The organism is Mucilaginibacter sp. 320_HR (assembly GCF_059691875.1).
Genome location: NZ_JCAWAI010000004.1, coordinates 13,014 through 37,477 on the forward strand (window position 1 = coordinate 13,014; position 24,464 = coordinate 37,477).

At 38.5% G+C, this 24,464-nt stretch carries 22 protein-coding genes; 18 read left to right on the forward strand and 4 right to left on the reverse strand.

Translation table 11 applies throughout. The features are described from left to right. Nucleotides 1-50 precede the first annotated feature (50 nt). From AC59GT_RS14600 to AC59GT_RS14665, 14 genes are all read left to right on the forward strand, one after another. On the forward strand, nt 51-1,772 hold the full coding sequence (locus tag AC59GT_RS14600) for an HAD-IIIC family phosphatase (RefSeq protein WP_497238309.1): 1,722 nt from the start codon (nt 51-53) through the stop codon (nt 1,770-1,772). Nucleotides 1,773-1,775: 3 nt separating this feature from the next. Then, nucleotides 1,776-2,018 carry an acyl carrier protein gene (locus AC59GT_RS14605; protein ID WP_497238310.1) on the forward strand — a complete coding sequence of 81 codons (243 nt, stop codon included), beginning with the start codon at nt 1,776-1,778 and terminating at the stop codon, nt 2,016-2,018. Next, complete coding sequence (locus tag AC59GT_RS14610) at nt 2,011-2,412, forward strand: MaoC/PaaZ C-terminal domain-containing protein (RefSeq protein ID WP_497238311.1); 402 nt, start codon at nt 2,011-2,013, stop codon at nt 2,410-2,412. The genes AC59GT_RS14605 and AC59GT_RS14610 overlap by 8 nt, the downstream gene beginning before the upstream one ends. Beyond that, nucleotides 2,409-3,131 carry an SDR family NAD(P)-dependent oxidoreductase gene (locus tag AC59GT_RS14615; RefSeq protein WP_497238312.1) on the forward strand — a complete coding sequence of 241 codons (723 nt, stop codon included), beginning with the start codon at nt 2,409-2,411 and terminating at the stop codon, nt 3,129-3,131. Before AC59GT_RS14610 ends, AC59GT_RS14615 begins: the two co-directional genes overlap by 4 nt. Further along, nucleotides 3,131-4,210, forward strand: a complete 1,080-nt coding sequence (locus tag AC59GT_RS14620) for an acyltransferase family protein (RefSeq protein WP_497238313.1) — start codon at nt 3,131-3,133, stop codon at nt 4,208-4,210. The genes AC59GT_RS14615 and AC59GT_RS14620 overlap by 1 nt, the downstream gene beginning before the upstream one ends. 69 nt (nt 4,211-4,279) lie before the next feature. After that, nucleotides 4,280-5,521 carry a glycosyltransferase family 4 protein gene (locus AC59GT_RS14625; protein WP_497238314.1) on the forward strand — a complete coding sequence of 414 codons (1,242 nt, stop codon included), beginning with the start codon at nt 4,280-4,282 and terminating at the stop codon, nt 5,519-5,521. Between the two features lie 15 nt (nt 5,522-5,536). Beyond that, nucleotides 5,537-6,925, forward strand: coding sequence for a hypothetical protein (locus AC59GT_RS14630; RefSeq protein ID WP_497238315.1), 1,389 nt, complete (start codon nt 5,537-5,539; stop codon nt 6,923-6,925). 2 nt (nt 6,926-6,927) lie between these two features. Further along, nucleotides 6,928-8,025, forward strand: coding sequence for a glycosyltransferase family 9 protein (locus tag AC59GT_RS14635; protein ID WP_497238316.1), 1,098 nt, complete (start codon nt 6,928-6,930; stop codon nt 8,023-8,025). Further along, a complete protein-coding gene (locus AC59GT_RS14640) occupies nt 8,022-9,275 on the forward strand; it encodes a glycosyltransferase (protein WP_497238317.1) in 1,254 nt (417 codons plus the stop codon). The genes AC59GT_RS14635 and AC59GT_RS14640 overlap by 4 nt, the downstream gene beginning before the upstream one ends. Before the next feature lie 32 nt (nt 9,276-9,307). Next, nucleotides 9,308-9,889, forward strand: a complete 582-nt coding sequence (locus AC59GT_RS14645) for an LbetaH domain-containing protein (RefSeq protein ID WP_497238318.1) — start codon at nt 9,308-9,310, stop codon at nt 9,887-9,889. Further along, complete coding sequence (locus AC59GT_RS14650) at nt 9,886-11,544, forward strand: GMC oxidoreductase (protein ID WP_497238319.1); 1,659 nt, start codon at nt 9,886-9,888, stop codon at nt 11,542-11,544. Before AC59GT_RS14645 ends, AC59GT_RS14650 begins: the two co-directional genes overlap by 4 nt. Continuing rightward, entirely contained in the window at nt 11,541-12,380 is an 840-nt protein-coding gene (locus tag AC59GT_RS14655) for an aldo/keto reductase (RefSeq protein WP_497238320.1), read from the forward strand. The genes AC59GT_RS14650 and AC59GT_RS14655 overlap by 4 nt, the downstream gene beginning before the upstream one ends. A gap of 6 nt (nt 12,381-12,386) precedes the next feature. Continuing rightward, on the forward strand, nt 12,387-13,211 hold the full coding sequence (locus AC59GT_RS14660) for a glycosyltransferase family 2 protein (RefSeq protein ID WP_497238321.1): 825 nt from the start codon (nt 12,387-12,389) through the stop codon (nt 13,209-13,211). Between the two features lie 168 nt (nt 13,212-13,379). Further along, complete coding sequence (locus AC59GT_RS14665; protein ID WP_497238322.1) at nt 13,380-14,636, forward strand: WcaI family glycosyltransferase; 1,257 nt, start codon at nt 13,380-13,382, stop codon at nt 14,634-14,636. Here the strand turns inward: AC59GT_RS14665 and AC59GT_RS14670 are convergent, their stop codons facing one another. Then, complete coding sequence (locus AC59GT_RS14670; protein WP_497238323.1) at nt 14,637-15,743, reverse strand: endonuclease/exonuclease/phosphatase family protein; 1,107 nt, start codon at nt 15,741-15,743, stop codon at nt 14,637-14,639. Nucleotides 15,744-15,884: 141 nt separating this feature from the next. On the opposite strand from AC59GT_RS14670, the gene AC59GT_RS14675 reads away from it, so the two are divergent. The 4 genes from AC59GT_RS14675 to AC59GT_RS14690 all read left to right on the forward strand — a co-directional run bounded on the left by AC59GT_RS14675 (nt 15,885) and on the right by AC59GT_RS14690 (nt 19,898). Next, nucleotides 15,885-16,553, forward strand: a complete 669-nt coding sequence (locus AC59GT_RS14675; RefSeq protein ID WP_497238324.1) for a CatB-related O-acetyltransferase — start codon at nt 15,885-15,887, stop codon at nt 16,551-16,553. 447 nt (nt 16,554-17,000) lie between these two features. Then, nucleotides 17,001-17,858, forward strand: coding sequence for an O-antigen ligase family protein (locus tag AC59GT_RS14680; RefSeq protein WP_497238325.1), 858 nt, complete (start codon nt 17,001-17,003; stop codon nt 17,856-17,858). Next, a complete protein-coding gene (locus AC59GT_RS14685) occupies nt 17,845-18,714 on the forward strand; it encodes a glycosyltransferase family 2 protein (protein ID WP_497238326.1) in 870 nt (289 codons plus the stop codon). Before AC59GT_RS14680 ends, AC59GT_RS14685 begins: the two co-directional genes overlap by 14 nt. Continuing rightward, nucleotides 18,711-19,898: a glycosyltransferase family 4 protein gene (locus AC59GT_RS14690; protein ID WP_497238327.1), complete on the forward strand. Its 1,188-nt coding sequence runs from the start codon at nt 18,711-18,713 to the stop codon at nt 19,896-19,898. Before AC59GT_RS14685 ends, AC59GT_RS14690 begins: the two co-directional genes overlap by 4 nt. Here the strand turns inward: AC59GT_RS14690 and AC59GT_RS14695 are convergent, their stop codons facing one another. The 3 genes from AC59GT_RS14695 to gmd form a co-directional block, all read right to left on the reverse strand. Beyond that, nucleotides 19,899-21,299 (reverse strand): undecaprenyl-phosphate glucose phosphotransferase, encoded by a 1,401-nt coding sequence (locus AC59GT_RS14695; protein WP_497238328.1) that lies wholly within the window; start codon nt 21,297-21,299, stop codon nt 19,899-19,901. A 302-nt stretch (nt 21,300-21,601) separates the two neighbouring features. Further along, nucleotides 21,602-23,014: an undecaprenyl-phosphate glucose phosphotransferase gene (locus AC59GT_RS14700; RefSeq protein WP_497238329.1), complete on the reverse strand. Its 1,413-nt coding sequence runs from the start codon at nt 23,012-23,014 to the stop codon at nt 21,602-21,604. Between the two features lie 193 nt (nt 23,015-23,207). Then, the gene (gene gmd / locus AC59GT_RS14705) at nt 23,208-24,326 is read right to left on the reverse strand and encodes a GDP-mannose 4,6-dehydratase (RefSeq protein ID WP_497238330.1); all 1,119 of its coding nucleotides are present in this window, start codon (nt 24,324-24,326) and stop codon (nt 23,208-23,210) included. Between the last annotated feature and the right edge of the window lie 138 nt (nt 24,327-24,464).

Genomic DNA, 24,464 nt, shown 5'->3' on the forward strand with positions numbered 1-24,464 from the left:
CTAAAATTTTATATTTTAGCAAATATTTAAGAGTAGGGCAGCAAAGAATAATGAAGGTTTTTTCTCAGTTAAAAAAGAATTTAAAGAACGATTTTTCCCAACTGCCAACAATAAAGATTGCTTTAGTAGGGGATAGCGCCACCCAGTTTCTTAATCAAGCGCTTCGCGGGACCGGGTATGACCGCGGTTACAACTTTAATGTATTTGAAGCAGATTTCAATCAAATAGAGCAACAGATATTTGATTCATCATCAGAACTGTACAAATTTACACCTGACTTAATTGTCATTTTTCACTCCACCCACAAACTGCTTTCTAAGTACAATAAGCTTCATCAAGGGGAACACCATAAACTGGCAGAATTGCAGATAGAGTTGATCTCAAATTTATTTGATACGGTTAAAACGTATTCAAATGCCAAAGTTATTTACTTTAATTTTTCCGAAATAAATGATTCTATATTCGGGAACTTTGCTAATAAAACTATTTCATCCTTTCTTTATCAGCTGCGTAAACTTAACTATGAATTGATGAGCTATGCTGCGCAGGCGACAAACTTTTATTTGCTTGATATTGCAAGCATTCAGAATGAGGTTGGTAAAAGTACAATGTTCCAACCCGCGGTTTACGTCAACTCAGAGATGGTTTTAAGCATCGATGTATTGCCAATTGTGGCCGCAGGTATTGTGGATGTAATTGGAGCTATCTACGGTAAGTTTAAAAAATGCCTCATTCTTGATTTGGATAATACCATGTGGGGCGGCGTGATTGGAGATGACGGGCTGGAAAACATTCAACTGGGTAGCCTCGGTATAGGCAAAGCCTTTGTAGAGTTTCAGCATTGGATTAAAAAGCTGAAAAATCGTGGGATAATTATTGCGGTTTGCAGCAAGAATACCGAGTCTGTAGCTAAAGAACCTTTCGAAAAACATCCGGACATGGTTCTTCGCATGGACGATATAGCTTTGTTTGTTGCTAACTGGGAATCCAAAGTAGACAATATCCGCACTATACAAAAAGTATTAAATATTGGATTCGATTCAATGGTGTTTTTGGATGATAATCCTTATGAAAGGAACGTGGTTCGCGAGAGCATTGCGGAGCTTACGGTACCTGAATTACCAATAGATCCTGCCGAATATCTGGAGTATTTGTACACCTTAAATTTATTTGAAACGGCGTCGTTTTCCAACGAAGATACCGAGCGCACAAAACTTTATCAGGTAGAAGCCAAGCGTACCAATCTTCAGGCGAGCTTTTCCAGCGAAGGAGAGTTTCTGCAAAGCCTGGACATGATATCTATTGTAGAGCCTTTCAACAAGTTTAACACCCCAAGAGTAGCTCAACTATCTCAACGTTCTAACCAGTTTAACTTAAGAACGGTAAGATATACGGATGAAGATATAGCTCGTATAGCCTATAACAATAATTACTATACATTGTCATTTACCTTAAAGGACAAGTTTGGCGATAATGGATTGATTGCAGTAGTTATCTTAGCAGCCGAAAACCAGTCAACCCTGTTTATTGAGTCCTGGTTTATGAGCTGTAGGGTACTAAAACGCGGTATGGAAAACTTTACGCTCAATGCGATAATTGATGTTGCTAAGCTGAATGGTTTTTTACAAATCAAAGCGGAATACCTTCCAACTGTGAAAAATGAACTTGTGAAAGACCATTACCATAATTTAGGCTTTGAGGAAAAGTGTAGTTATTGGTATTTGGATGTAGAAAACTATCAAACAAAAAGCTGCTTTATAACAAGGAAATAGATTATGGAAAAAAGCGAGATGTTGAAAAAGGTAAACGATATTTTTATCGATACCCTGGATAATGAAGATATAGTGTTAACCTACGAAACTACAGCAAAGGATGTAGACGATTGGGATTCTTTAAACCATATACAGTTAGTAGTAGCAATAGAGCGTTATTTTAAGATAAGGTTTACCTCCCAGGAGATACAAAGCTGGAATAACGTTGGTGAAATGCTTGATTGCATATCAGCCAAGAATGTATAATTTTAAGGTAGGTGATGAGTTTAAGGTAGGTTTCCATATCTCAGAGGATATCTACAATGGTTTTGTGAGGCTTTTTAAAGACGAAAACCTTCTACATACCAATGAACAGTTTGCTGTTGACCATGGATTTGCTGGTAGGGTGATGCAGGGCAACATACTAAATGGTTTTATATCCTACTTTGTCGGCGAATGTCTGCCTAATAAAAAAGTACTTATACATTCACAAACTATAAAGTATAAATATCCTGTATATCTTGACGATACTTTAACTTTCAAGTCAGTTGTTGCAGAGATACATAACTCCGTGAAAGTAGCTGTATTTAAATTCAAGTTCATTAATCAGGATCTTAAAGCAGTAGCTACAGGGCAAATACAAATAGGGCTGTTAAAATGATCGTATTAATTACAGGCGGTTCATCAGGCTTAGGACAAGCAATTACCAGGCGATTGGCGCAGGAAATTGGTTGGACGGTATATTTTACTTACAATAGTTCTAAAGACAAAGCTGATGACCTCCAAAAAGAGTTTCCAAATACAGTTCCTTTGTATTGCGATTTCGGCAGTAAGGAAAGTGTTGCGGCGCTAAAGCAAAAAGTAGATGAAATTGCCCCGGACGTTCTCATTAACAATGCTTATGCAGGAAGCTTTTTAACCACTCATTTCCACAAAATAAATCCCAAAAGCTTTTTGGAGGAGTTTGTATTGAATATTGTTCCAACGGTGGAGATTACGCAAGCTGCCATTAGCAGTTTTCGTAAACGAAAGCGCGGAAAGATAATTACCATTTTAACTGCTGCACTGCATAATGTACCACCGGTGGGTGCAGCAATGTACGTGGCCAATAAGGCATATTTGCAGCAATTAACCAAGCTTTGGGCTTCAGAAAATGCTAAATTCAATATTACCTCTAATACTGTTTCGCCCTCTTTTATGCAAACACAGCTTACTAGTGGTATTGATGAGAGGGTTGTACAACAGATCAGAGAAAGTCAGCCTAATGGAGCTTTGCTAAAAGTGGAGGAAGTTGCCGAAGCAGTTCATTTTATTGCAACATGTTCCACTCAGATTAATGGAATTGATATGCTAATTAATGGAGCCAACAGCATACGATAATGGAAGTTAAGAATGCATCACGAGTTATAAGCGGAGGGCCGAGCATTTTGCTCGATAGTCTTAGGATATTAGCAGCTTTAGTCGTTTTGTTTATCCACATTCTTGATAGGTGGTTTATTGTTTTGTCCCATCCAGAGTACGAACCTGGTGAGTTGTCGCACGCGGCCGTAGTGGTTTTCTTTGTTCTGTCCGGTTTTGTAATAGCCCATACTACAATAAGTAAAAACAGAGGTGGTCGCCAGTATGCACAGGCACGTTTAAGCAGATTGTTCTCTATGGTAGTGCCTTCGCTTGTAATTACGGCGTTAATCCAGATAGCTGTTACTATACTCGATCCAAACTTGATGCGCGATTACTCGAGAGGGCCAGATTGGATCAGATACATTGCATCCGGGCTGTTTATTAATGAAATATGGCTTTTTTCTGCTGCACCACCTATTAACGAGCCACTATGGTCATTAAGCTTTGAATTTTGGTATTATGTCATTTTTGGACTATGGTTTTTTCGATCAAAAAGTCGTTTCTCCTACATCTTGCCAATAATAGCGTTATTAATCGCTGGTCCGAAAATTTTGTTAATGATGCCTATTTGGCTGGCTGGTTATGCCGCTTACATATTACCTAGGCCTTCGGTAAACAAGCACACTGCCTGGTGGATGGTATCAATATTGTTTTTTGTTGCTTTTTTGGCTTTAAGGTATATACCATCATTTCCATATATAATAGGGTATAAACCGTTGTATTTTGCCAACCAGTTTGTTACAGATTGGATAATAGGTATGTTGGTTGCTGCGGCGTTGTGGATGCTACCGACCACTCAACAGCAAAGTACAGAATCTAAATCAGTAAAAATGATGCGTAAAGCAGCTGATCTAACATTTCCTCTTTACATTTTACACTTTCCGTTAATGGTTTTGTGGCGCGCCATTTTTGGCTACAAAGCTGAAGATGCTCTCCAAATGTGGGAAGTTATTTTGTCGGTATTGTTGGCTTCTATTTTATTAGGATTGCTGTTGGAGAAACAAGGGCCATTTTGGTCGCGACTTTTCAAACGTTTACTCAGAGTTGAAGCCAGCTAGTACCACGGAGGCGCGCAACAAGTAAATAGGCAAGATGATGCAATACATACGTCGCTAAAATATTATTGAATGAGAATAATCCTAACACATCCTACCGGAAACGAATTTGTTAGAGCGCTTGCATATGCGTTGTTTAAGGAAGGCTTGTTGGAGAAGTTTGTAACTACTGTAGCCACTGATAGTTCGTCAATGTTATTTAGTGTAGTTCCTAAAATCGTTAAAAACGATTTGCTTAGAAGAAGCTATCCAATACCTCAGGAGAAGATATTGACATACCCATTTAGGGAATTAAGTCGCATTATACTTCCACGGATTGGGGGAAAAAGATTTATTGAACATGAAAAAGGATGGGCAAGTGTTGATAATGTTTACAGGAATTTAGATAGGAACGTAGCGGAGCGGCTTAATAACACAAGTAGTGGTGACATGCCCGATGCGGTATATGCGTACGAAGACGGAGCAATACAAACCTTCAATCAGGCAAGTGCATTGAATATTCGTCGGTTTTATGATCTGCCGATTGGATATTGGCGGGCTGCAAGGGTGTTACTTGGTCAGGAAAGGGAGCGGTGGCCAGATTGGGCCGAAACACTCACGGGATTAAAAGATTCAGACGAAAAACTAAAACGTAAGGACGATGAGCTAAAATTAGCAACAAGTATATTTGTAGCCAGTAACTTTACAGCCAGCACATTAAATTATTATAATGGCAAGTTGCCTAAGGTAAATGTAATTCCTTATGCATTTCCGCCTGTGGCAGAGGTGAAGCAGTATGAGATTGTTTCTGCTTCCAGGCCGCTCAGGCTTCTTTTTGTAGGCGGGTTGTCTCAACGCAAAGGAGTTGCCGATTTATTTGCAGCGGCCGAATACTTTGGGCCTAAAATAGAGCTCACAGTTGTCGGATCAAAAGTGGTAGATACCTGCACCCCTTTAAATGACGCACTAAAAAAGCACAAGTGGATACCTAGTTTACCGCACGCTGAAATTTTGAAATTGATGAGAGAGCACGACGTATTGATTTTTCCATCTCTATTTGAGGGTTTTGGATTGGTTATCACCGAGGCTATGGCCCAGGGAACGCCTGTAATCACAACTGACCGCACAGCAGGTCCTGATATTATTAGTAATCACGAAAATGGATGGCTCATACAAGCGGCGTCAACTGATGCACTTAAAGAGGCTATAGAAGCTATTCTGTTGAAACCAGGTATGATTAAGAACGTGGGGATGGCTGCAAGGGAAACCGCTAAAAATAGAACATGGGAAAACTACGGACGTGAGTTGGTGAATGCTATTATCGATAATAAATAAGTACTTTTAGGTTTTATGACTGAATCTGAAAATGATATATACCCCGGAAGTAACACAAGCTTTTTAGCTAAGAGTTCTGCTTTTACACTAAATGAGGGGTTAAATAAGGAAACGGCTGTTGCAACTTTAAGAAAAGGAATATGGATATATTTTATTCTTTTGATAGTAGAAGGCGCATTGCGTAAATGGGTTTTGCCCGGCTTGGCAACTCCTCTGCTTGTTGTCCGAGACCCCGTTGCTATATGGTTGTTAATATTTGCCTGGAGAAACAATTACTTACCTGTAAGCATTTACTTTTATTTGATGGTATTTGTTGGCTTTTGTGCGTTGTTCACAACGCTGCTGTTAGGGCACAGGAATTTATCTGTAGCTGCTTATGGGTGCCGGATTTTATTACTTCATTTTCCGCTTATATTCTTAATTGGGAAAGTATTTGATAAAGAAGATGTAATACAAATAGGGCGAATTGTGCTCTGGATTGCACTTCCAATGTTTTTACTTATCGTTCTTCAATTTTATAGCCCTCAGTCGGCTTATGTGAATAAAGGAATTGGTGCTGATTCGTTAGGTGGAGGATTTAGCGGGGCGTTGGGTTATTACCGGCCGCCGGGAACATTTTCGTTCACTACAGGCAATACCCAGTTTTGGTCGTTGGTGGGCGTTTTTGTAATGTACTTCTGGCTGAACATGGAGCAGGTTAACCGCTTCTTGTTAATTGCTGCCACCATTGCCTTTATTGCAGCTATTCCATTGTCAATCAGTAGAGGATTATTAATTCAAACGGTATTATCCGGGTTTTTCATGCTTGCCTCTATTGCCAGAACTCCACGATTGTTAGGTCGCATGTTTATTGCCGTTCTGGGATTGATAATTATTGTTGCATTGCTAAGCAATCTGGAATTCTTCAAGAATGCCATAGATGTACTTACCAGTCGCTTTGATGACGCTAAGGGTAGTGAAGGAACTTTGGATAACACTATTTCAAACAGGATAGGAGCAAGCATTTTCGAGCCGTTCCTCAACCCTGACCTGCCGTTTTTTGGTTTTGGCGTGGGTATGGGCACTAATGCCGGAGCTAAACTGCTTATTGGCAGATCGGACACATTTTTGATATCAGAAGGAGAATGGGGTCGTTTAATTGGCGAAATGGGCACAGTTTTGGGGCTTACTGCTATAGGAGTGCGGATGAGTGTAAGTTTAAAGATGCTTTATCAAGCTTATAAAAGATTAAAGTTCAATAATCTACTGCCCTGGATTATTGTTAGTGTGAGCTTTCAGGCTGTAGCTCAAGGTCAGTGGGCGCAGCCAACAGCTTTGGGGTTTGGTGTGATTATGGGGGGACTTACTATAGCTGCTATGAGAGATAGGGTATCAACCGAAAACGAATCAGAAACAACAGCATAAATATGCTTGTTCCTTCTAAAAGGATTTTAATTTACCGCTTGGGAAGCTTGGGCGACACGATTATCGCACTGCCCGTTTTTCACCTAATAAGGCACTGCTACCCTGATGCAGACATAACCCTCCTTACCAATAAACCTGTTGAAAGTAAAGCCGCACCTCTGGAAAGTGTATTGGAAACTGGATTTTTTTTTAATCGTACACTGCCTTATCCAGTTGGTACCAGAAGTGTCAGAACGCTTTTTGGTTTAATTAAGCAAATTCGGGCACTTGAAATAGATACAGTAATTTACCTGGTGGGCGTAAGAGGTGCAGACAACCTCACCAAAGCTAAGGCAACTGTATTGAGAGACAGGTTGTTTTTTAAAGCTGCAGGCGTGAAACGTATTGTTGGGTTGCCAAATACAATTGCTGATTACCTGACAGTTCAGGACGTAAACACAGGCATGTTAGAGTGGGAGGCAAAACGGCTTGCACGCAGGGTAAATACATTAGGAACTATTGATCTTAATGATGATAGAAATTGGGATCTGCAATTTAGCGTAGCCGAGATAAATGCTGCAAAAGCAGCAGTATTAAATATTGATAGCGATAAGCCGGTTATTGTAATAAGTACTGGTACAAAAAGCCCAGTTAATGACTGGGGAGAAAGTAATTGGCAGGCGCTTATTAGCCGCCTGAAAAGCATCCTCACAAAGTGGCAACTTATAATGATAGGTGGGCCGGATGAATTTGACCAGGCGCAACGATACGTCACAGATTGGGGACAAGGATCATTAAATTTGTGCGGCAAAGTTTCTCCACGATTATCCGGGTTAGTACTCAAGAGCGCGCAAGTTTTTGTTGGTCATGATAGCGGACCAATGCATTTGGCAGCTTGTGTAGGCACACCATGCGTAGGTATATTCTCAGCAAGGCAGTTACCCGGTCAGTGGTTTCCACGCGGCCGAAACAACAGAATAATTTACCATAAAACTGATTGTGCTGGCTGCCTGCTGGATGTTTGTCTCGTGCAAAAGAAAAAATGCATCTTGTCAATAACAGTTAACGAGGTAGAAGCAGCTATTTTAGAGCTTTTAGCTAATCCAAATTTGGGCAAATGAAGCTACTGCACATCATCGGGAGTATGGACCCAGCTCAGGGCGGACCCTGCCAGGGTATCAGAAATACTAATCCTGGTTTAATGGAATATGGGATTAGCAGGGAAGTAGTGAGTCTCGACGATCCCAAAAGCTCTTTCCTGGGAATGGATGATTTTCCTATTCACGCGTTGGGTCCTGCAGTAGGTCCGTGGCAATATTCAGATAAATTAAGGCCATGGCTGCTAAACAACATGGGCCGGTTTGACAATATAATTATCAATGGTTTGTGGCTTTATTCAAGCTACGCCGGCTGGAGTGTTTGGCGAACACTACAAAAGCAAAACAAGAAAGCAGAAGGACAGCATTATTTACCTAAGTTGTACGTTATGCCGCATGGTATGCTTGACCCCTATTTTCAAAACGCACCAGATAGAAAGTTGAAAGCTGTACGTAATTGGTTTTATTGGAAGTTGGTAGAAAGCAGGGTTGTAAATGATGCCAATGGGTTGTTGTTCACTTGTCAGATGGAACTTGAATTAGCAAGGCAAACCTTTTCTCCGTACCACCCAAAACAAGAGATAAATGTAGGTTACGGCATAGTAGAGCCGCCGGAATACAAACCAAATATGAAGTTTGCTTTTCTGGAAAGATGCAATAAGCCGCAGGAAAGACCTTTTTTACTTTTTTTGAGCCGAATACACAGGAAAAAGGGGGTGGATCTTTTAGTTAACGCTTACTTAAAATTACTTGAAGGTGCTAAAGGTGCCGGCAAAAGTTTACCAGCTTTAGTGATTGCCGGGCCAGGTCTGGATACAGCTTACGGAAAAGGTATATTAAAGGCGGTAAACGATAGTGACTTATTGAAGGAACACGTGTACTTTCCTGGCATGCTTAAGGGTGATGCAAAATGGGGAGCGCTTTACACTTGCGATGCCTTTGTTTTACCCAGCCATCAGGAAAATTTTGGTATTGCTGTTGTGGAAGCTTTGGCGTGCGCGAAGCCTGTTCTTATCACAAATGAGATAAATATTTGGAAGGAAATTGAAGAGGGCGCTGGTGGAATTGTAGTGAATGATGATCAGGAAGACATTAACTCCCAACTTAAAGTTTGGATTGAAATTACTGAAAATGATAAAGAAAACATGAGACTAAACGCCCGTGAAGTTTACAAAAAGTGTTTTACTGTAGAAAGATCGGTGAAGGAATTGGTTAAAATATTAGGTAACGATGAGCTCGGAATCGTAGCAGTTCACTCTAAAGAAAAAGCGTAAATTTGAACAGTAATATTCAAAATTGCATATAGATGTTTATTTCTCATGACCAAAATAGTGACGACGCTTATATACGCCCGTCCTTTTCTATGAGTAATAAATTGAAGAGGGTACTTTGGAGTGCGGTGTGGCTGTTACTTTGCAGGTGGACCCCCAATGCTTTGCACAAGTGGCGTGTTGCTGTTTTGAGATTATTTGGAGCAGAGATTGGAAAAACAAACTTTATATATCCAAATTGCAAAATATGGGCACCATGGCTGCTTAAAACTGAGGATGTAGTTACTATAGCTTCAGGAGTAGAAATCTACAATCCGGGTGGCTTATACCTGGGGCACCATTCAATTCTATCTCAGGACAGTTACATATGTGGCGCAACTCATGATTACAATAGCGCGAATTTCACCTACCTTAAAAAGAAGATTAATATAGAACCCTATGTATGGATATGTGCAAAGGCAGTTGTTCTGCCAGGGGTAACATGTTATGAAGGTTCTGTATTAGGGGCTGCTGCTGTTGCATCTAAAGATCTCGAACCATGGACAGTATATACAGGTAATCCTGCTCAGGCAATTAAAGCGCGTAGTAACGTATTAAATATAGCTCCTGTAAAATGATTTTGTTAAGTCACAAAGACCTACAGGATAGGTACGATCTATGCGTGATAGGTAGTGGACCAGGAGGCATAATTTTAACGCTCGAGTACGCTAAACTCAACCCGGACAAGACCGTTCTATTAGTAGAATACGGCAGTTTCAAAAGCGAGGGAAAAAACGCTCTTGATGATTCAATTGTAATTGAAAATATAGCTAATCATCACACTCCGTATGAGACAACTAATAAAATGTTCGGTGGCACCACACAAACATGGGGCGGGCGTTGTGTAAATTATAACCCTATAGATTTTCAACAACGCGATATTGTGGGAGAAAACTGTACCTGGGACATGGCGTTTTATAATGACGCCCTCCAGTACTCAGAAATTTCCGCCAAATATTTTGAATGTGGTGAACCAGTGTTCAACATAAGCAATAACATAAATTTGAAGCATAGCAGAATTGCTGAAAATTTTATTGAGGGTGTTATAATAGACTCGGAAGTTGAGCGCTGGAGCATGCCAACCAGGTTTGGAGAAAGATACAGAGATGATATTAAGCTAGCCAGTAATATTCACTTTTTAAGCAGCTTTGAAGCGAGGTCGTTTTTTAATCCAAATACGGCCAATAGGGTAGAAACCCTCGATATAAGACAGGTCTTTACAGGTGAGCTGGTGACAATTAAAGCTGGTGATTATGTTATTGCTGCCGGGGCGCAAGAGTCTACTCGAATCTTGCTGAGAAATGTTCAGTTGTTTTCTAATTTAGGTTTTACACCACCGTCCCTGGGAAGATATTACCAGGGCCACTTGTCAGGAAAAATTGCTTCGGTTAAATTCTATGGCGATCCCCAAAAAACAGATTTTGGCTTTATTGTAGATAAAGACGGCGTTTACTTGCGAAGACGGTTTCAGTTTACTGATGAAATTTTGAAAAAACATAATTTATCAAACACGGCTATTTGGTTGGACAACCCTCTATACTACGATCCATCACACGGTAGTGGAGCAATGTCATTCATGTATTTAGCAATGATAACACCTGTATTGGGGAAAAAACTTGCACCGCCAGCGATTGCTCAATCAGTCACCAAGGGTAAAGTTTTTGGGGTTACTAAGCACATTGCTAATGTATTAAAGCAGTTTCCTTCTTCTTTGTTAACTCCTGCTTCTATTTTTTACAAAAGGTACTTGTCAAAACGCAAGTTGCCCGGTGTTTTCTTATATAGCCCCGACAATGAATATGCACTGCATTTTCATGCGGAACAGCAGCCTGTCTTCAGCAACCTGATGGAGCTAGCAGATGATGGAGAAACAATGTTAATCAGGTATTCTTTAAGCGACGATGATATAAATTCTGTCATAAAGGTCCACGAAATTCTTGATGACTATCTACGCGAAAATAAATGTGGCGAGCTTATTTATTGGTTTAAGCAAGATGAATTAAAAGATGCTATACGATTAATGTCAAAAGATGGAATACATCAATCAGGCACAACAAGAATAGCTTCGTCGGCACAAAAAGGTGTGGTAAATGAAGATTTAAGACTTTGGGGCACAAGCAATGTTTATGTATGCAGTAGCTCGGTATTCCCTACCTCCAGCCAAGCCAATCCAACCTTTTTCCTGGGCGTGGTTGCCGCTCGTTTGGCAAACTTTTTAACGGAAAAAACATGAGAAAGGTCGAGTTATGTAATGGAATAATCTCTTCCAAGCTTGGCTTCGGCTGTGCTTCTATCCTTGGGGCTATAAATTCTTCAACAGCTCGTCGTGCTGTGCATAGCGCGCTAGCCCATGAAATTAATTATTTTGATCTTGCAAGATCGTACGGGTACGGAGAAGCTGAATCTTTCGTAGGGAATATCCTGAAAGATAGGAGAAAGGATGTAGTTATTGCCAGCAAGTTTGGTATCAAAGCAAATTGGAAAGCAAAGCTATTGAAGCCTATTAAGCCTGTAGTACGGTTGTTAAAAAGTAAAACTGCTGATAAAAAAATCGTTGCCGATAAAGGCGCTCCTGTTAGTACAATAGCTGACCGTTTTCATAATCGGGTGGAGATCACCGCTAAAGAGATGGTTGATAGTCTGGAGCAAAGCTTAAGAAACTTGAAAACAGATTATCTGGACTATTTTTTTGTACACGAACCTGTTTGTGTTATTAATGACATAGATGAAGTATTACGGGCTGCTGAAGCTTTAAAGCAGTCAGGTAAAATCCGGGCTTTTGGCCTGGCTTTTAACTTACTTGATAAACAAATGCACGAGCCCTATTTACATCATTTTGACTTGCTTCAATTTAATAAACCGTTTTACGATACGGCATATCAATCTACTTTATCAGAACGGCACAACAAACCGAACGTTTTATTTTCAATATTACGCGGAATAAAAACCGACGAAACACCTCAAGATGTTTTTGAAAAGCTAATTGAGGATTTTCCCCAAAGTGTTTTACTTTGCTCTATGTTTAATGAAAAGCATATAGAACAGAATGCAACCTTTTTCAACATTTAACAAACCATGGTATCAGTACTTATCCTCACAAAGAATGAAGAACAGGATTTACCGGGTTGTTTGGAGTCGGTGAAATGGTGCGATGACATACATGTTTATGATTCATTTAGTGAAGATCACACTGTTCAACTAGCAGCATCGGCGGGTGCGCATGTAACGCAGCGAACGTTCGATAACTGGGCTGCTCATCAAAATTGGGGCTTGAAGAACATTACGTTTAAACACAAGTGGGTACTATATATTGATGCTGACGAACGAGTATCCACAACTTTAAAAGAAGCTATTTTGCAAGTGCCAGAAGATACCAGCGTAGTGGCGTTTGAGATACAGCGAAGAGACTTTGCCTGGAACGGCAAATGGCTTAAACATGCGCAGGTATCGCCTTTTTATTTGCGTTTGTTCCGGCCGGAAAAAATGAGATACGAAAGGCTGGTAAATCCATTATCGATTCCGGATGGTAATGTGGGCAGGATAAGGGGGTATTTAGATCATTATCCATTTAGCAAGGGAATAAAATTTTGGTTTAGCAGGCATCTAAATTACGCTGATAAGGAAGCAGAAATGCGAATTCAGCAATTGACCACTGGTCAAAATTTTTCTATATCGAAAGCTTTATTTGGTAGTGACTTTACTGAACGCAGGTATCATCAAAAAGGCCTTTTCTATAAATTGCCTGGCAGACCTGTTGTTAGATGGTTGTATATGATTATGGTAAAAAGAGCTTTCATGGATGGTGCTGTTGGATTTACATATACTACTATGCTGTCCATTTATGAGTATTTTATTGTATTAAAAACACGTGAACTCCTAAGGGGGCGTGATAACGTTTAGATTAAAGCTTCTTGTAATTATTTGCACATAGCTAAAACTACCTTGTTTAATAAGATTGATTTATCACATGGTAACGCATTGTCGCGTGCGATATACTTCATAAAATTTTTATCTTTAAGGGTTTTATAGCCAACGAGCATACTTGCTAAGCCGGAGGCGCAGTTTTAGATGGATAAAAAAAGGATATTATTAATTAGCCATAACTTTGCTCCCGAACCTATAGGTATTGGAAAGTACAACGGTGAAATGATTAACTGGCTCGTTGGGAGGGGACATGATTGCACTGTAATCACCACTTTTCCTTATTATCCGTACTGGAAAGTTCAGGAACCATATACAAACAGGTGGTATAAAAAAGAAACTTTCTATAACGAGAAAAGCGGAGGCTCTCTTACTATCTACCGGTGCCCATCTTATATTCCAAGCGACCCTACTGGTAAACAACGCGCTCTCCAGGATTTTTCATTTTGGGTCGCAAAGTTTTTTATAGTTTTTAAGATCATATTTACAAAAGCAAGATTTGATCTTATTGTTACTATAGCTCCGCCTTTTCATTTGGCATATTTAGGGCTAATGTTGCGGTCAGTAACTGGGGGTAAGCTTCTTTATCACATACAAGATATGCAGATTGAAGCTGCCCGCGATCTGAAGCTTTTTTCTAAAAAACGAATATTAGCTGGCTTGTTTAAAGTAGAATACAACATCCTTAAGCGGGCAGATTTTGTGAGCAGTATATCGACCGGCATGATAAAGAAAATTCGAGCAAAGGTTGATCGCGAAATAATTTTTTTCCCCAATTGGGTAGATACTAACTATTTTTTTCCGTTAGAAAACAGGGATAAGTTAAAGGTTAAGTGGGGGTATAAGGCAGATGATATTATATATCTTTATTCAGGCGCTGTTGGTGTAAAACAACGTCTCGAGCGCATTCTTGTTGCCGCGCAAGAACTTATAAATCATGATCACGTCAAGTTTATAATATGTTCATCAGGCCCCTATAAAGATCAGCTTCAGGAACAGGCTTCAAGAATGGGGCTCGGGAACATATCTTTCCTACAAGTTCAGCAAAAAGAGGTATTTAACGAGTTTTTAAATATGGCGGATATTCATCTGGTACTCCAAATATCAGATGCTGGAGATTTAGTAATGCCATCAAAACTTACAACGATATTAGCTGTAGGGGGGGCAAGTATTGTTACTGCCTCTGAAGGCACGTCTTTACATGAGATGGTTACAACGTACGATTTCGGCTATGTCGTTAAATCACAAGACAAGGACATGCAAGATATTCTCGTGCAACAGATATTAGACATAAAACTTGACGGCGAGTTGCAGAGAAAACGTGAAAATGCAAGAAGATATGCGCTTGAATATTTAAACGTAGACAATGTTATGGAAAAGTTTGTTGACAATTTTTTGTGTTAATTACCTCAACTTTACATCACTTACCAGCGCTTTATGGTCCGATACTTTCTTGTCAACTGCAGAATAGTTTAGCACCTCAAATTGCTGGGTTAGAAAAATATAATCAATGTGTAAGGGATAAGAGCTGTAGTAGGTGGTTTCAAATCCAGCCCCTTTTTCTTCAAAAGCATTTTTTAATCCATCGCCCAACTCGTTCACTGCATAAGAATTAGGTGTGTCATTAAAGTCTCCTGTAATGACGTAAGGATAAGGGCATTTTTCTATATGTCGTTTTATCTTGCTAACTTGAAAACTTCTGTTTAAGAAGGCACTTTCCAGTTTGTTCACAACGAAAGACGACTTTTCGACATCAACTTTTCCGTGCAGCATGCGTCCTTTTTCCTTGGTTTTAATTGTTACAGCGGCTAAGTGGATGCAGTATACCCGAAATATTTTTTTGTCGAACTTGAGGTCTGCAAATATTGCTTTAGTGTTTAAGTATTTTCCTGTATCTACAACTCCTGAATTGATTATAGGATATTTAGAGAATATGACATTTCCCGTCGTGTCATAAGGTGTTATTTTTTTGAATTCCTTAAAATAATAATTTTTTAAGCCTTGTGGGCCCACAAGCTGCTGGCTAATTGAATCCTTGTTAGCTTTCCACTTTGAAAATTCAACCATGTTTAATACGTCAGGTTGGACATTTTTAATGATATCGAAAACTTCATTCTCGATCGGGAGATCAGCAAATTTGTCAATTCCTTTAAATTCACGCACGTTAAAGTGCATGATTCGGATAACATCAGGTGCAGCTTTAGAACCAATGTTTGTTTTTGAGTTAAACCCGATTTGTGAGCTAATGGATTGGAACCCTATGAGGATACATAAAACGGGAATTAACATTAACAATGGTTTGCGGAACGCCCAATAAACAATAAATAATGCGTCAGCAATAATCAAGATATTCATACCAAACCCAAGTAAAGCCACAAATGTTGAGTCTCTGGGATCTGTCGATGGTGCAAAGTAACTTATAATTAACGCAATAGAGACGATCAGATTTAGTGCAAGTACAACCTTGTCAATAAGAAGAAACCCTTTCGTTTTATTTTTATTAGATTTCATATAATGCTACAGGTATTAATTTCACTCGAAGATAGCATATCAGTTAGTTTTTACTCCCGCTTTTTCAACTGTTCGCAGTAAATCGCTCAAATATTTCATTATTACCTCTACCTCATTGTAAAAATCTTATTTTTACTGAAAATGAAAGACTGGATTAAACGTAATTATTTCAGACTTAAGTATCATCCAATTGCTGTAAAGATTGGCCGAGCTGTAACTTTGGATATGAAAAACAAGTTTGAAGGCAATAATTTTGTTGGAGACAAGGCCTTTATTGCGAGTTCAACCGTGGGTTTTGGTACTTATATATCCGGAAACAGTACAATTAAGGGAGCCAAAATAGGTAGATACTGTTCTATAGGTAGTTACGTACAAACGGGTCTTGGTACTCATCCATCTAAAAAGTTTGTGTCTACCCACCCCGCTTTTTTTTCAACCAGGATGCAAGCTGGCTTCTCGTTCGTAATAGAAAACAGGTTTGATGAACACATTTATGCTGATGATAAATACATTGTAGCCATCGGAAATGACGTGTGGATTGGAAATAATGTATTGATAATGGATGGAGTATCAATTGGAGACGGCGCCATTATCGCAGCAGGAGCTATTGTTACCAGAGATGTTCCGCCATACTCTATTCATGGTGGCATACCAGCCAAACTTATGCGTTACCGTTTTGATGAGCAGCAAATTTCTAAGCTCTTAACACTCAAATGGTGGGATTGGGACACTGAAAAAATAAAGCGTCATAGTCACTTGTTTGATAACGTGGAAGCTTTTCTAACACAGATTCCAGCGAATCATTTATAATCTAGATACTGCTAAATTGCAATAAAGTTAACCCTAATGCGAAATAAGACTTTTAATCTCAATTATTTTATTACTCTACTTTTCCTGCTAATCTCCGCAAACGCAAACATTTTATCATCAAGTATGATAGGGTGGGTTGCCGTAATAGGGATTTTACTTGTAGTGGCTGTTAATCGTAAGGAATTTACTAAGAAACCAATTATTTCGTTTTTGATCTTTGCTGCCGTGTTCATTGTATTTGTTTGCTTTAGGTTCTTTGTTGTGAATGACTTAGAAACAGATTTTCTTTTAAGCGACCTTTTATTCCTTTTAAAATATGTTTTACTAAGCTTCCTTTTTTGCGTTGTTTTAAAAGAAAAGCTGTTAGCAAACATCGTAAAAGTGATGACCCACTTGACATTATTGTCATTTGTGTTCTATGCTTTGCAACTTATATCTGGAGAGGCCATGTTTAAAGCATTCTCCGCCCTTAACTTTCCAACTGGTAATACAATACCGGGGTATTCAAACATTCTGTTCTTTACGTTCACTCAAGGCTTTCATGACTTTAGCAACTCGGGGTTTGTTTGGGAGCCCGGGGCATTTGGATGCTTTTTGGTTATCACATTAATGTTTCACTTCTTTCTTAATAAATTTAGGTTTGATAAGGTGGCCATCATTTTAATCATAGCAAACATCACCACTTTTTCAACTACAAACTATCTTGGGCTGATAGTTTTATTTTTCATGGCTTATCGTTTTAGATCGCCGAAGGTGAATATATATGTATTGCTCCTTGTCCCGGCTCTAATACTTGCTTTTGTGTTCATCCCTTTTCTTGGAGACAAAATTGTTGATACTTACAAAGAGGACATGCGCGATCTGAATCGATTAAAAGTATTGGAGAAGTATTACCATCATAACAGGATGGAAATACCGCTTAATCGGTTTTCCAGTATGGTTTACATTTATGATCAATTCGGCGCAAAATTAATTACGGGTGTAAGTAATAGGTATAACGAGGTTCTAAATAAGTCTTATACAGTTAATATTTCTAACGGCGTGTTTGATTTTCTTGCCAAGTTTGGTTTAATTGGTTTGCTATATCTATTGATCAGGTATGTTCGATTTTGCAAACCATATGTTTTAAGATGGGAGAATATCGGTTACTGTATTTTGATTCTTTTGGTGTTAAGTTTCGGTGAGCCTATTTTGTTTTTGCCGTTAGTTATGATGCTGTTGTTTATCCAGCCAAAGCAGAAGCCGTTAAATGGTCCTCTGAATGACGAGGAGGATGAATCCGAGTATGCTTATGGAAGGATTTGATTTTAGTTGTGCAGTTCTTATAAGTTGCCACAACAGAAAGACAAAAACTCTGGGCTTTTTAGCTAGCTTATATAAAGAGATAACATTTTCTGCAGACAACTGGGATGTTTATTTGCTTGATGACGGATCAACCGACGGGACCAGTGATTCTGTAAAAGCAATTTATCCTGAAGTCAGAATCATCAACGGTACCGGCAATTTATTTTGGGCTGGCGGAATGCGGGTATTATGGAAACATGCGGTGGACCAAAAAAAGTATGATCTTTTCTTATTGTGTAATGACGACGTAATTCTGATAGAAGGATCTCTAAAGCGTTTAATAGCTAGTTACCAATTAGCTGGTCCTGAAAGCATCTTAATAGGCTCAACATTAAGTGCTATCACTAAAAAGATTACGTACGGCGGCCATCTGCTAAATCGCCTCAATCACGCTGCTTATTACCTTGTTGAACCTGATGAACAAGTTTTGAAACCGTGTCACCTGGGTAATGCTAATGTTTTTTTGGTTAGTGCAGCTGTGGTTCATAAAATTGGGATATTTGAGGGAGCATATACTCACTATCTTGCAGACTACGATTATACTCTTACAGCTTTTAAGGCAGGAGTTAAAGTTCTACTAGCTCCTGGTTATTATGGTTTTTGTGAAGATGATCATGGTCCCAATTGGCTGTCAGGTAAGCACAGCCTAAGGCAACGGGTAAATTATTTATATAGCGTTAAAGGCCTGGCTTATAATGAGTATTTGTTTTATATTAAAAAGCACTTCCCATCTGATTATAGTGGTGCAGTATTTAAATTGTGGATGAAAACGCTTTTTCCTTTCATTTGGGATAATTTAAAAAAAATTGATAAGTGAAGGTTGTAATCCTAAATAACGATTTTAGAGTATATTGGAAGAGCAGGCTTACATACTTGCATACTTCATTGGCAGATCAGGGTATTGAACTTTATGCTATCGAACTTTTTGGCAAAGGATCTCCTTATACGTTCGATGAGGCAGAAAACAATAATGAATGGTGGTGGTGTTTGTTTCCTCATCAGAGCGCACCGGAGTTAAATAAAAGATATATAAAGAAGGCTATCTTTGATCGTCTCGACATTTTGCAAGCAGATGTTATAATTGGTCCTTCAATTGTTTTTTATGCTGGTGCGCTGGGTATTGCATGGGCTAAACAAGAAGGTAAGAGGTTTATCATGTTTGATGATGCCAAACCGTCACAAGTAAAGCGCAACTTTGTGGTACAATGGGTGAAAAACGTAATAATAGGTGAGTCGGATGCACTATGGTTACCTTCACCTAGTTACGATAGAGAATTCGTAAGATTTAAAAAAAAGGGTTTAACCTTCTTTCATGGATTTGCTACTATAGACAATGCTTTTTTTAATAGAGCACTTGTAGGTGAGAGATTAAGTAATACGATAATCTGTGTGGCTCGCATGGTGCCAATAAAAAATTTGACTGGACTGCTTACGGCCTGGCAAATTGTTGAGCAAGAAAATACAGGTTATCAATTATTGATTGTAGGCGACGGACCTGAAAAGGAACATCTTACACAAAAAATAAAGGATTTGCAGCTGCAAACTGTACAATTGAAAAAGGCTATACCTAACACCCAACTTCCGCAATATCTACAAAGTGCAGACGCATTTGTATTGCCTAGTTTTTCTGAAACGTGGGGGTTAGTTGTCAATGAAGCGATGGCTACCGGCCTACCAGTTTTATTAAGTAAGACTATAAATGCGACTGAAGATTTACTGCAGGAAGGGATAAATGGGTACAGTTTTAATGCGTTTGATATTAAGGATATTGCTCGTAGCATATTAAAGTTTGTAACAGCCGAACAAAGTTTGAAAGTAAGTATGAGCAGAAAATCTTTAGAAATAATTGACACGATGAGTTACTCTAACATGGAGCATAATTTAATTGATGCGTTAAATAAAATTATGTCTAACGAAAGAAAGCCTTCAAGTGTGATTGGCTCTCTGATGATGAAGTTTTGGCATGGGCGATATAATACCACCGGTTGGGATAAATTATAGCTAGAAAGCCTTTTCATCACCGCGAATACTGTTCCAAACAGTTAGGAAAATTATTTTAAGATCTAAAAGGAACGACCAGTTTTCTAAGTACCACACATCTGCTTCAACTCTCTTAAGCATCATCTCGGTGGATAATGTTTCGCCCCTAAGACCTTTTACCTGTGCCCATCCGGTAATACCTGGCTTAAGAAAATGTCTTACCATAAATCTATCTATTAACTTTGAATATTGTATGGTATGGCTCAACATATGTGGCCTTGGACCAACTGTTGACATGTTCCCAATTAAAACATTAAAAAACTGTGGTAACTCATCAATACTAGTTCGTCGCATAAATGCGCCAATTCTGGTAACCCGTTTATCATTTCTCACAGCTTGCTTGCTGTCGCTATCGCTATTTATTAGCATACTCCTAAACTTATAACACCAAAAAGGATTATTGTCTCGTCCAGAACGTAGTTGTTTAAACAGTACCGGACCTTTGGAGCCGAGCTTAATTAAGATCGCCAGGATGGGATAGATCCAGCTGAAAACGAATATTATTATAAGTAGAGAGAAACAGATATCGAAAAGTCTTTTGCAAAATCTATTGAGCAAGTTCTCAAGAGGTTCTGTCCGTACGGATATGACAGGAATATTTCCAAAACTCTGCACTAATACCGGCTTTATACCGTAATCATAATACTCTGGCACAATTCTAAATCGTATTAGATTCTTTTCTGCCTCTCCCAAAAGCTTTTCGATTTTTTTTGACTCCGATACCGGCAGCGCACAAAATATTTCTGCTATGTTATGTTTTAAGGAGTATGTAATACACTCATTTATTGATCCCAGATAAAGATCGTTAGCTTCAGTATCATAATAGTTATCATCAAAAAAGCCCATTAATTTATACCCTCTATCTGGATTCCCTATAAAAAAATTATACAGATCATTGCTGATGCGACCGCTGCCAATTATAACAACTTTTCTGGAATCGAATAATAATGCACGATTACTCTTGCGGATGCCGAGGAACACCAATTTCCATGAACATAATAAAACTCCAAACAGTACTGCCGAAACAACTAAGTACATATAAGTAATACGGTATGCCTCAACCCCTATCACTAAAGCTATAATAGCGATGAGCGCAACGAATATTAAGTAAGTTTTAGCGATATTTCTGAATGTATTTACCGAGTCTTTGTTCAATACCTCGCTGTATAATCTTGTAAGGTTTGCAGACAACAGCCAGGTTAAATTAAATACTAAAACAATTGGAAGTGCATGTTGGCTGGGAGGCCAAATTTCAAATTTATGTACTTCGATATAGTAGGCTAACACCATGCCGATATTTAGGACTACGTAATCGACAATAAGATTTACAGTTTTAATAAATGCTGAGTAGCGATGCACCATTTAGACGTAATTAACTAAAATCTTTTTATAAACAGCAACATGCACCTAATTATTAGCGGAACTACTATTGGTGATGCTGATTATACATCCATTTTGTTAGTTGCGGAACGAATCTATGTTATTAAGAACTTACAACACGTAATTCTTAAGATTGTTAAACACTTAAATGAAAAGGCATGTATCGGCTTTCGTGCGCTAAATTATGCTTTTTTTGTGTTTTTAGCAATTCAGCCTTATTTAAGATAACCGATAATGTGATTTACCGTAGTATAATTTGGAGTGGAGCTACTAAATACAGTGGATCAAAAAGCGTTTTTATCACCGACAATGGTTTTCCAAAACGTTAAAAAAATAATTTTTAAGTCCAGCAGTAAACTCCAATTTTCAATGTACCAAATGTCATAATTTACACGTGCCTTCATTAAAGATGGATCGCTTGTTTCCCCCCTAAAACCATTTACTTGTGCCCATCCGGTAATACCCGGTTTTACCAAATGACGAACAAGATAATTATCTATTAATTCCTTTGATTCTAGGTTCAAGGGGGTAGGATGGGGGCGCGGGCCCACAACAGACATATCCCCAAAAAACACATTGAAAAATTGTGGAAATTCGTCCAGATTAGATTTCCTTAAAAATCCTCCGATTTTCGTTATTCGAGGATCATTTTTTTTGGCCTGCTGATATTTTCCACTAACCTCGTCAACATCTTTGGAACGCACATACATTGAACGAAACTTGTAGCATTTAATTTTTCTGTTTTTCTTTCCCCAACGCTCCTGAACAAAAAATATTGGACCCTTAGAAGTAAGCTTAATTGCCAAAGCTATTAAAGGGAACAACCAAGAGCATACCAGGATCAATACAAAAAAACTAAATACAATATCGAAAAGACGTTTAATTACCCTTAAATGAAGTTCGTCTAAAGGCTCATGCCTTAGAGTTATCATGGGAAAGCCGTTAAATATACTTACATTATATTGCGAGTTTATTAATTCATGATAAGCTGGTATAATCCGTAATTTAATCGTGTTCCTTCCAACTACACTAGCTATATGTTTTATCTTGTTATGCGCGCTATTCGGAAGAGCTACTACAACCTCATCAAACTCAGGGGTTCCCGAAGCAAGGTACTCATCTATTTTACTGGTAGGCCCCAAGTACTGTCCATTAAGATGACTCTTCTTCTCATCATCGAGAAAACCAATAATTTCATAACCAAGATGATCGTTTCTAGTGATTATATCAGAAAACTGCATACCCGTTCGTCCACCTCCGACAATGAGTATTCGTTTTCGATTGACACCTTTTTTATGTAAGTATAAAAGAGTCTTTTTATATAAAAGTTTTTCGAGCGGTACCAGTATACTTAACAATATTATATAGAAGAGCAAAAAACGCTTGCTATTGTAGGTTTGATGTGATGTGAAGAAAAACAAGATAACAAGGCAGAATTGAACAAAGATACTGTTTGCTATTTTGTATAATGTAGCAGTAATTGATTTTGAATTTAAGTCATCGGCGGATTTTGTTGATCGCGAAGAGAAATACCAGCCTATGATAAGTAGCGGAAGCATCCAGATGTTTATCATAAAGAAATCTCTATGATAAACCCGGTTTAAAATATAAAATGAGAGTACGAAACTTATAGTCAGCAAAATGACTTCGTTGATAAAACGGAAGAAATTAAACCGATATTTATATCTTAACTCCATGTGTAGTACCTAGCTGTAGTTGAGTAATAAAATGTCCTATTTGCTAACGTTTAGACCGATATCTTAATATTAAATACGCAAATTGGGGTTCATTTTATATTAATTTGCTTTCACCTCAATTAATAAGTGCGGAACGCATTTATTTCATCATGTCCATAAACATAAGCTTGGTCTAGCTTTAACATTCACTGGATTATTCGAATTGATTTTTTATCTGGTATCCCGAATCCTTTAATAATTTCTCTCTTTGGAATAACTCTACGTCTGCAGCAACCATTTCTTTTACCAAAGCTTGCAAATCATATTTAGGTTTCCAGCCCAATTTTTCATTTGATTTTGTCGGATCTCCTATTAACAACTCCACTTCTGTTGGTCTGAAGTATTTTGAGTCAACAGAGACTACTTCAGCGCCCGCTTGTAGTTGAAATTCAGGCTTAGAACATTTGACTACATACCCTTTTTCGTTTTCACCTGTGCCCTTAAATTCAACTTCGATGCCTACTTCCGCAAACGCAAGGCGTACAAACTCGCGTACTGTGGTAGTAACACCAGTCGCAATCACAAAATCTTCTGCGACATCTTGCTGCAATATCAGATACATAGCTTCAACGTAGTCTTTTGCATGCCCCCAATCTCGTTGCGCATCTAAGTTACCCAGGTATAATTTATCCTGCAGTTTCATAGCTATTTTAGCAACTGCACGGGTAATTTTCCTGGTAACAAAGGTTTCACCTCGCAAAGGGCTTTCGTGATTAAACAAAATCCCATTGCAGGCGAACATATTATATGCTTCGCGGTAATTAACAGTTATCCAATATGCATAAAGCTTAGCTACTGCGTAAGGTGAACGTGGGTAAAACGGCGTAGTTTCAGATTGTGGAACAGCTTGAACCAAGCCGTAGAGCTCCGAGGTTGAGGCCTGATATATTTTCGTTTTTTTAGTCAGGTTAAGTAAACGTACAGCTTCAAGTATTCTTAAAGTGCCAATTCCATCTGCATTAGCAGTATACTCAGGTGTATCAAAACTCACTTTAACGTGTGACATTGCACCGAGGTTGTAGATTTCATCAGGCTGTACCTGCTGTATGATACGTATAAGATTTGTTGAATCAGAAAGATCACCGTAATGTAGAACAAACCGTTGATCTTCATCATGCGGATCATGGTAGATGTGATCAATACGATCAGTATTAAATAAGGAGCTACGACGTTTTATGCCATGTACCTCATATCCTTTGGATAATAGTAAATCGGCCAAATAAGCCCCGTCTTGACCAGTTATACCAGTTACTAAAGCGATCTTTTTATTCATACAAATATGGTAGAGTTATTAATCAATCGTTTCAAATATAGTAAATTTTAACCTTAATGATGGCGAAATTTGAAATAATATTATAGTTTCAATCAATCACGTTTATTTATTATGTTAAAGGTATTGATAAAAATTCCC

Bases quoted from the DNA above. Each gene is read 5' to 3' on its own strand.
- gmd (WP_497238330.1), bottom strand. From the start codon at position 24,326: ATGAATAAAAAGATCGCTTTAGTAACTGGTATAACTGGTCAAGACGGG.
- AC59GT_RS14615 (WP_497238312.1), top strand. From the start codon at position 2,409: ATGATCGTATTAATTACAGGCGGTTCATCAGGCTTAGGACAAGCAATT.
- AC59GT_RS14630 (WP_497238315.1), top strand. From the start codon at position 5,537: ATGACTGAATCTGAAAATGATATATACCCCGGAAGTAACACAAGCTTT.
- AC59GT_RS14695 (WP_497238328.1), bottom strand. From the start codon at position 21,299: ATGGTGCATCGCTACTCAGCATTTATTAAAACTGTAAATCTTATTGTC.
- AC59GT_RS14700 (WP_497238329.1), bottom strand. From the start codon at position 23,014: ATGGAGTTAAGATATAAATATCGGTTTAATTTCTTCCGTTTTATCAAC.
- AC59GT_RS14600 (WP_497238309.1), top strand. From the start codon at position 51: ATGAAGGTTTTTTCTCAGTTAAAAAAGAATTTAAAGAACGATTTTTCC.
- AC59GT_RS14665 (WP_497238322.1), top strand. From the start codon at position 13,380: ATGGATAAAAAAAGGATATTATTAATTAGCCATAACTTTGCTCCCGAA.
- AC59GT_RS14675 (WP_497238324.1), top strand. From the start codon at position 15,885: ATGAAAGACTGGATTAAACGTAATTATTTCAGACTTAAGTATCATCCA.
- AC59GT_RS14670 (WP_497238323.1), bottom strand. From the start codon at position 15,743: ATGAAATCTAATAAAAATAAAACGAAAGGGTTTCTTCTTATTGACAAG.
- AC59GT_RS14685 (WP_497238326.1), top strand. From the start codon at position 17,845: ATGGAAGGATTTGATTTTAGTTGTGCAGTTCTTATAAGTTGCCACAAC.
- AC59GT_RS14620 (WP_497238313.1), top strand. From the start codon at position 3,131: ATGGAAGTTAAGAATGCATCACGAGTTATAAGCGGAGGGCCGAGCATT.
- AC59GT_RS14680 (WP_497238325.1), top strand. From the start codon at position 17,001: ATGTTTAAAGCATTCTCCGCCCTTAACTTTCCAACTGGTAATACAATA.
- AC59GT_RS14645 (WP_497238318.1), top strand. From the start codon at position 9,308: ATGTTTATTTCTCATGACCAAAATAGTGACGACGCTTATATACGCCCG.
- AC59GT_RS14655 (WP_497238320.1), top strand. From the start codon at position 11,541: ATGAGAAAGGTCGAGTTATGTAATGGAATAATCTCTTCCAAGCTTGGC.
- AC59GT_RS14610 (WP_497238311.1), top strand. From the start codon at position 2,011: ATGTATAATTTTAAGGTAGGTGATGAGTTTAAGGTAGGTTTCCATATC.
- AC59GT_RS14650 (WP_497238319.1), top strand. From the start codon at position 9,886: ATGATTTTGTTAAGTCACAAAGACCTACAGGATAGGTACGATCTATGC.
- AC59GT_RS14660 (WP_497238321.1), top strand. From the start codon at position 12,387: ATGGTATCAGTACTTATCCTCACAAAGAATGAAGAACAGGATTTACCG.
- AC59GT_RS14625 (WP_497238314.1), top strand. From the start codon at position 4,280: ATGAGAATAATCCTAACACATCCTACCGGAAACGAATTTGTTAGAGCG.
- AC59GT_RS14605 (WP_497238310.1), top strand. From the start codon at position 1,776: ATGGAAAAAAGCGAGATGTTGAAAAAGGTAAACGATATTTTTATCGAT.
- AC59GT_RS14635 (WP_497238316.1), top strand. From the start codon at position 6,928: ATGCTTGTTCCTTCTAAAAGGATTTTAATTTACCGCTTGGGAAGCTTG.
- AC59GT_RS14640 (WP_497238317.1), top strand. From the start codon at position 8,022: ATGAAGCTACTGCACATCATCGGGAGTATGGACCCAGCTCAGGGCGGA.